5 protein-coding genes are annotated in these 7,653 nt (G+C 64.2%); 2 read left to right on the plus strand and 3 right to left on the minus strand.

Translation table 11 applies throughout. The annotated features are described in order from the left end of the window. Nucleotides 1-129 precede the first annotated feature (129 nt). Both QME84_12195 and QME84_12200 read left to right on the plus strand, forming a co-directional pair. Nucleotides 130-1,848, plus strand: a complete 1,719-nt coding sequence (locus tag QME84_12195; protein ID MDI6875025.1) for a D-aminoacylase — start codon at nucleotides 130-132, stop codon at nucleotides 1,846-1,848. Continuing rightward, nucleotides 1,849-2,307: a hypothetical protein gene (locus QME84_12200; GenBank protein MDI6875026.1), complete on the plus strand. Its 459-nt coding sequence runs from the start codon at nucleotides 1,849-1,851 to the stop codon at nucleotides 2,305-2,307. On the opposite strand, the gene QME84_12205 is transcribed toward QME84_12200, so the two are convergent. The 3 genes from QME84_12205 to QME84_12215 form a co-directional block, all read right to left on the minus strand. Further along, nucleotides 2,222-4,813 carry a cation-translocating P-type ATPase gene (locus QME84_12205; protein ID MDI6875027.1) on the minus strand — a complete coding sequence of 864 codons (2,592 nt, stop codon included), beginning with the start codon at nucleotides 4,811-4,813 and terminating at the stop codon, nucleotides 2,222-2,224. The two genes, QME84_12200 and QME84_12205, sit on opposite strands and share 86 nt — an antisense overlap. A 22-nt stretch (nucleotides 4,814-4,835) precedes the next feature. Further along, on the minus strand, nucleotides 4,836-6,092 hold the full coding sequence (locus tag QME84_12210) for a 2-hydroxyacyl-CoA dehydratase (protein ID MDI6875028.1): 1,257 nt from the start codon (nucleotides 6,090-6,092) through the stop codon (nucleotides 4,836-4,838). A 166-nt stretch (nucleotides 6,093-6,258) separates the two neighbouring features. Next, entirely contained in the window at nucleotides 6,259-7,392 is a 1,134-nt protein-coding gene (locus QME84_12215) for a 2-hydroxyacyl-CoA dehydratase family protein (GenBank protein MDI6875029.1), read from the minus strand. Nucleotides 7,393-7,653 lie beyond the last annotated feature (261 nt).

Here is a 7,653-nt window from a genome sequence, read left to right on the forward strand (position 1 = left end):
ACGAGGACTTCAGGCTGCCGGGACCCGGCAAACGCATGGTCCCGTGCGGAAGACATGGTAGATAGCGATCCGGAGCGGTTAGAATACGGAAGGAAGCGTCCTTGCGGCGTGGAACCAGGAGGTTTGGAAATGTTCGACATCCTGATCCGTGGGGGCCGAGTGGTGGACGGGACGGATGGGCCGTCCCGGGTGGCGGATGTCGCGGTGAAAGACGGTAGGATCGCTGAGGTGGGAAACCTGCCCGGCACCGAATCCGCCCTGACCATCGAGGCGGCGGGGAAAGTGGTGGCCCCGGGTTTCATCGACATCCACAGCCATAACGAACTGTACGTCATCCGGGACGACTACCGGGAGATCTTCGAGCCCTACGTGAGGCAGGGCATCACAACCTGCGTGGTCTCCAACTGCGGCTGGTCCCTGGCCCCCTGGCCCCGGGAACACGGGGACCTCTTCCGCTCCACGCTGCGCAGCATGGGAGTTTCCAGTACTTTCCAGCCGGAATGGGAGACTCAGGGCGAGTTCCTGGAATGGCTGCGGAGGCGGGGACTCCCCATCAACTTTGTACCCCTCTCGGCGCACGGACCCGTACGCATAGCGGTCATGGGCTCCCAGGCTCGCTTCTGCACGCCCGAGGAGCTGGAGAGGATGAAGGACCTGGTGCGTCGGGACATGGAGGCCGGCTGCCGCGGCTTCTCCACGGGGCTCACCTACTTCCCGGGCATGTATGCCCATACCGATGAGTTGGTGGAGCTGGCCCGGGTGAGCCGGGAATACAACGGCCGCTACGTGACCCACGTGCGCTCCCTGACCGACACCTTCGACCGCGCCGTGGAGGAAGCGGTGGAGATAGCTCGGCGCAGCGGATCCTCCCTGCAGATCAGCCATTTCATGTGCGTGCCCAACCTGGGACGGGCGGCCGACCTGGTCTACGAGGTGGCCGGCTTGATGGAGAGGATCAACCGCATCGTTCCCCTCCCGGGGATTCCCAACCGGGTCCTCCTCAAGGCCTACGACATCGTGGATCGAGCCCTGGAGGATGGGGTGGACGTGGGACTGGACTTCATCCCTTACGTGATGGGCAACACTACCGTCACCCAGCTCTATCCACCCTGGGCCCTGGAAGGAGGGACGGACGCGCTTCTCAGGCGCCTGAGCGACCCCGTTGAGCGGGCCCGGATAAGGCGCGACGTGGAGACGGTCACCGCCAGGTGGCCCCACTGGGAACCGGGGTCGTGGGCCTCCAACTACATCAAGTGCCTGGGTTGGAAGATGCTCTCCATCCTCTCCGTAGGAAGCGAGAAGAACCGGCACCTGGAGGGGCGACGCATAGTTGACCTGGCCCGGGAAGCGGGTAAGGACCCCTTCGATTTCCTGGCCGATCTTACCATCGAGGAAGAGGGGTCCGTGGTCTTCCTCATGGGCATGCCTCCCCGTCCGTGGTCGGAGAAGGTCTTCCTGCGCGGGCAGGAGCACCCCCAGCTCTCGGTGGGGGCGGACGTCCTCTTTCCCGAGAAGGGCTCCCCGCCCCAGACCGCCTACGGGACCTTCCCCCGTATCATCCAGCATTACGTGCGGGAGCTAGGGCTTTACTCGCTGGAGAACGCCGTCCACCGCTGCACCGGGATGGCCGCCTCCCGCTACGGACTCGAGGACCGCGGCGTGATTAAAAAGGGATCCGCCGCCGACCTGGTGGTCTTCGATTTCCAGGAGATCAGGGATAACTCCACCTTTGACCATCCCCGCCGGGAACCGTCGGGAATAGAGTACGTGATCATCAACGGCAAGCCGGTGCTGGAGAAGGGCACTTGCCACCGGGAGGTCCTGGCAGGGCAGGTCCTCACCCGCTGAATCCCGCACACATGGAGCTTTTCCCCACCGACCGGAGGTCGGTCCAGGTACCGCTCGGCCATGGCCGCGGGGCTGACGACCCACACCCCCTATCACTTCCACCAGGTCACCCGGCTGGCCACGGAGGACATCGGTTACCGCAAGCTCATGGCGCAGACGGGTCCCATGGACAGGAACGGCTACCTCAACCTGGGACTGTTTGCCAACTACCTGGACGTGGTGGACCGGTTGGACGAGATCTACGTGGAGGTCAACGAGAAGCAACCCGTGGTGCACGGCCCCAACTGGCTGCACATCAGCCAGGTGACCAGGGTGGTGGAGAACCATCACCCCGTCTTTGCCCTCCCCCCGGAGCCGGTGAGGCCGGCCGTCATCACCGTTCCACTCCGCTTTCCCCGCCCCTACGGGTATCATCCCCGTCCGGCCCGGAAGCGGCCTTCCTCCCCTTCGCCGCTTTGAAGACCTCGAACCATCCCACACCCAGGATGCCCGCCCCGAGGCAGATGGCCAGGTCCACGGGGGAGAGGAGGGCGAAATCGAAGAGGTTCCTGAGCGTGGGGATGTAGAGGACCAGGGCCAGGATGGCCAGGGCCCCGGGGACGATCCACCGCGCTACCCTGTTCTTCCTGCCTCGCAATTGCCATACCATCTTCTCCCAGGAACGGTTCACCAGTATGAGGGCCACGTTGAACAGCACCAAGGAAGCGAAGGTCAGGGCCCGCACCTCGCTCTCCTCCATGCCCCGCAGGTAGGCGATGAGGAACACGGTGAACACCGCGGCCAGGGCGGTCAACCCCTGCAGGAACCCGAGGGCCAGGTTGCGGCGGCTGAAGAGGCGCTCCGTCCTGGAGCGCGGCGGTCGCTCCATGAGGCCTTCCTCCTCCGGCTCCGCCTCGAAGACCAGGGAACAGGAAGGGTCGATGAGGATCTCCAGGAAGGCGATGTGGATGGGAGATAATACCAGGGGAAGCCTGAAGAAGACCGGGATCAGGGTCATCCCCGCGATGGGGACATGCACGGCGATGATGTAGGACACGGCCTTCCTGAGGTTCTCGTATATCCTCCGGCCACAGCGCACTGCCCGGACCAGGGAGGGGAAATCGTCGTCCAGGAGCACCAGGTCGGCGGATTCCCGGGCCACGTCTGCGCCCCTGCCCCCCATGGCCACCCCGATGTCCGCCGCCTTCAGGGCAGGCGCGTCGTTCACCCCATCGCCGGTCATGGCCACCACCTCCCCCCGCTCCTGCAGGACGCATACCAAGCGCAGCTTCTGCTCCGGTACCGTGCGGGAAAATACGTTCACCGAAGCTATCTTGCGGCGCAGCTCTTCCTCCTCCATCCCCTCCAGCTCGGGTCCGGTGACACTCTCCCCGTCGTGCCGGATGCCTGCTCTTTCCGCCACCCGCAGCGCCGTTCCCGGATGGTCGCCGGTGATCATCACCACCCGCATACCGGCCCGGTAGCATTCGGCCACCGACTCCGCCACCCCGGGCCTCAGCGGATCCTCCAGGCCGATGAGTCCCAGGAAGTGGAAATCGAAATCGTGCTGGTCCCGGGGAAGTTCCTCCCTGCGGAAATCAGCCCGGGCCACCCCCAGGAGGCGCAACCCCTCCCCGGAGAGCTCCTCTATCCTGGCCTGGACGGCGTTCCTCTCCTCCTCTCCCAGGTGGCAGAGGTCCATCACCGCCTCCGGCGCGCCCTTGGCGGCGATAACGTACCGGTCCCCGCCCGGGGACCGCCAGACATGGCTCATGGCCATCAGTTCATCCGACAAGGGGTATTCCCTTTCCAGGCTCCAGTCGAGGTGCAGGTGCTCGGTGCCGTCCAGGGCACGTCCGCCCATACCGGAGATGGCCACTTCCATGGGCTCGAAGGGGTCCTTCTGCGAAGCCAGGACCCCGAACTCGAGGAGCTCGTGGAATTTTTCCGGGAGGTCGTCGCCGGTGAGATCCTCGACCCTGAGTATCTCGTCATCCACCACCAAGTGGGTGACGGTCATGCGGTTCTGGGTCAGCGTGCCCGTCTTGTCCACGCAGAGTACGGTGGTGGAACCCAGGGCCTCCACGGCCGGGATGCGCCGGGTGAGGACGTGGTAGCGGGACATGCGCCAGGCGCCCAGGGCCAGAAAGACGGTTAGCACCACCGGGAACTCCTCCGGGAGGAGGGCCATGGCCAGGGTTATTCCCACCAGCAGGCCCTTCAACCAGTCTCCCCGGGTGGAACCGTAGATCAGGAAGACCGCGAGACAGGTCGCCACACCCAGGAAGGCCAGGCGCACGACCATGCTCCGGGTCTCCTCCTGGATTGGGATGGGCCGGGGGGATATCTCCTGTAGGGCCCTGCCGATCTTCCCCATCTCGGTATGGGGACCCGTGGCCTGCACCCGGACTATCCCTCGTCCCCCCACCACCAGGGTGCCGGCGAACACGGAGGATTGCCCCTCCCTTCCCGGGATACCCATCTGCGGCTCCCCCTCGCAAGGCACCTTGCGCACGGGGATGAACTCCCCCGTGAGCATGGATTCGTCGACCGTGAGGTTGACGCAATCCAACACCACGGCATCGGCGGGCACCCGGTCGCCCTCGGAGAGGAGCAGGATGTCCCCCCGCACCACCTCCACCCCCGCGATACGACACTTCCTCCCCTCCCTGATCACCAGGGCGCGGGGGCTGGAGAGGCTGCGCAGGGCCTCCAGGGCCCGCTCCGTCCTCCGTTCCTGGACGAAGGTGAGGGCCATGACCAGGACCACGAAGCTCAAAAGGACCAGGGCCTCGCGAAGGTCACCGAGAAGGAGGTAGATGGAGCCCGCCCCCACCAGGAGGAGGAACATGGGCTCCCGGAGGATGTCCAGGAATATGCGCGTGGAAGTCCTTCTCTCCGCGGAGGGTATGAGATTGGGGCCCTCTTCTCTAAGGCGCCGGGCGGCCTCCTCCTCGGAAAGGCCGGTCAATACGTCTTCTTCCATGCCGCCGGCCCCTGGCGCCCTGTCAGGCGGTTACGCTTTCAGCCAGGAGGTTCTCCACGAAGTCGCGGATACGGCCCTCCACCTCGGCACGGTTATACCAGCGCGAGTCGGTATGGTCGGCCTCGATGATCAGGGCGGGCTTACCGGTACGCCGGGTGAACTCCTTGGCCAGGTCGTACTGGCCCAGGGAATAGGGCTTGCAGCTGCGGTTGGAGTGCATGACCATGCCGTCCACCTCAAAGCGCCGGGCTAGGGACTCGATCTTGTCTGCCATGCGCTCCAGGTTGATGTTCAGGTAGACCTCAGTGTAGATGGCGGCCATGGCCTCCAGGGGATCCTCGGTTTCCACTTCCTGGAAGGTCCAAGCGCTGGTGTAGGTGTCCGCCACCAGGCAGGCCTCTAATTCCATGAAAAGCCGCCCTAGATTGCGCATCTCGTACCAGACCGGAATGTTGTCCCATAGCAGCCGGTACTTCTCGGAAGGGAGTATACCTATGCCCTGCTCCACGCGCTCCCTCATCTCCTTAAGGAGGCCCTGGTAGAAATCGACCACTTCCTGGGTTCCCCGCAGGGTGACGATGGGGGCCATGAGGATGAAAGCGTCGAAGCAGGTCATGGGCGCCGGCCGATGCTGGTTGCAGGCCAGCACTTCCGCCCACAGGCCGGAGGCGTAGAGGGACTTGGCCGCCACCTCCACGAAGCGAGCCTCGTCGTACTCCCGGCCGGTAATCCTTTCCAGGAAGGAAATGTACTCCTCCATCTGGCGGCGGGCGTAATCCAGGTGGTGAGACGGCAAATCGCCGCGAACGAAGGGCGTGTCGAAGATGAACAAAGGGACGTCGAAGAAACGCGAAAGTTCCTCGTACCATTTGAACACCGTGTTGCAGATGTTGTTACAGCACACCAGGAAGGTGGGCCGCGGCAGCCCTCCTATGGGCCCTCCCCTGGTGATGGCGCTCCCGATGTCCCCTCGGGCGTAGGAGCACAGGTCCCGCGAAAAGCCGCGGGACTCCGCCACCTCGCAGAGCTCCACGTTCATGTGGGCGGCTCCGCACATGGCGCCGTGGTTCTCGGGGTAAACGGGGATGACGCCGAAGGCGATGAGGGGTTCCACCGGCCCCCCGCTGGTTATCCAGGCGATGTGCCTGTCCGTCCCCTCGGCGGCCTTGGCTTCCATGTAATATTTGGTCATCAGGTCCCGCATGGCCGCCCCGGACTTGATGCGCCGCCTTTCCTTATCTTCCTTGTCCCTCTCTTCCCTGTGCTCCTCCGCGCTCATCCCCGAACCTCCTTGGAACCAATCACGTATACGCGGTTCATTTTTTCATGGAATAATTTCCCATATCATGCCTTACGCCTCGCACGCGTTGTCGCCCCCTTAAACCCCCGTGCCCGGCACCGCGCCCGCCTTTTCCGACCTCCCTCACCGCCTGCAGGCCGCCGCCTCACACCCCCCGAATGGTTTCCAGGAAGGCCTGCAGCCTGGTCCGCAGCTGCCCACGGGAGAAGGACTGCAGCTCGCTCTCCAGGACCAGGGAGGGAACACCAAGCTCCTCCTGCAGTCGGTTCCGCAGGTAGGGGATGTCGAAGAGGTGCGGCTCGCAGAAGGACTGCAGGAAGAAGACCACCCCCCGCGCCCCGCTGTCCCCCACCTGCCTGAGGAGGCGCTCCGCGCGGTCCTCCAGGCACTGATGCTTTGCCGGACAGTTGACCCGCTGCCACAAGCGGCGGGCGATGGCTTCCTCAGGGGATATGCTCTCGTCGACGTAAGCGTCGAAATAGCGGTGTCCACAGCATAGGTCGTCGTCCACCACCTCGGCGTCCAGCTCGGCCAGGAGCTCGTAGAGATCGGGGGTGGCGCAGACGCTCCCGCTGACCAGCAGGGGGAGCCTTTCCGTATCTCCCGCCTCCCCGGCCTCCGCGTCTTCCATAATCTGGTGCAGAAGCTCGTTGTGTTTTTCCCGCCTCATCCAGAACCCAGCCACCAGGCAGGCGGTGGCCATAAGGCCATCCAGCACTCCCGGTTTTTCGCGGCGCATCCGGTACAGTCTGTCCGCCAGCCGCCGGTTGCGGTTATAGACGTGGATGCTCTCCTCCAGGGCATCGTCCCATATGCGTTGTCCCAGATAATCCTCCACCTGCTTGCGAAAGCGGCGCACCTCCTCCACCAGGAAGGGCAGGGAGATCTCCTCCCCCATGCGGATGGGAAGCACCAGGTCCCCGTGGAAGGGGAAGGAGGTGTTGCGGCGCCAGATGTCGGAAAGGCGCATCATGGTGTCGCAGGTCTGCGCGAAAACCGCTCCCTCCAGGAAGTCCAGTTCCCCCGCCAGGGCCATGTCCAGGTCGGTGCGGGCCAGGGAACAGCAGTAGGCCTGCAGGTGGGCGTCGGCGTGGGTTATGGTGCGCACGGCGCCCATAAGGCGCACCGGGGTGAGCCCCGCCGCGTGCAAAATTTCCTCCGGGGTATAGGAACAGAAGAAGGCCACTGGCCTCTCACCCTCATCCCGCAGGCGGGCCAGGTGGGGATAGGGATTCCTCCACATCTCCAGGCACTCGCCGGCCACCGTCCGCATGTCCATGGCGCTCCTTTCTCCCCCATGGGGTCAGATCTTGAATTTTGAGACTCGGATGTCAGGTCCTGATGGTCGATCCTCGGCCGCCATGATCCCGGATCGCTTTGTTCCAAGGGATCGGGTATCGAGGTTTCGGTACTCGGGTGTATCAAAATTCAAGACCTGACCCCTTTCCTCGTCAAACGCCTCCCCTATTCTATCATGGGGTCAGGTCTTGAATTTTGAGACTCGGATGTCAGGTCCTGATGGTCGATCCTCGGCCGCCAT

This window comes from Actinomycetota bacterium (genome assembly GCA_030019255.1).
Lineage (GTDB): Bacteria > Actinomycetota > Geothermincolia > Geothermincolales > RBG-13-55-18 > Solincola_A.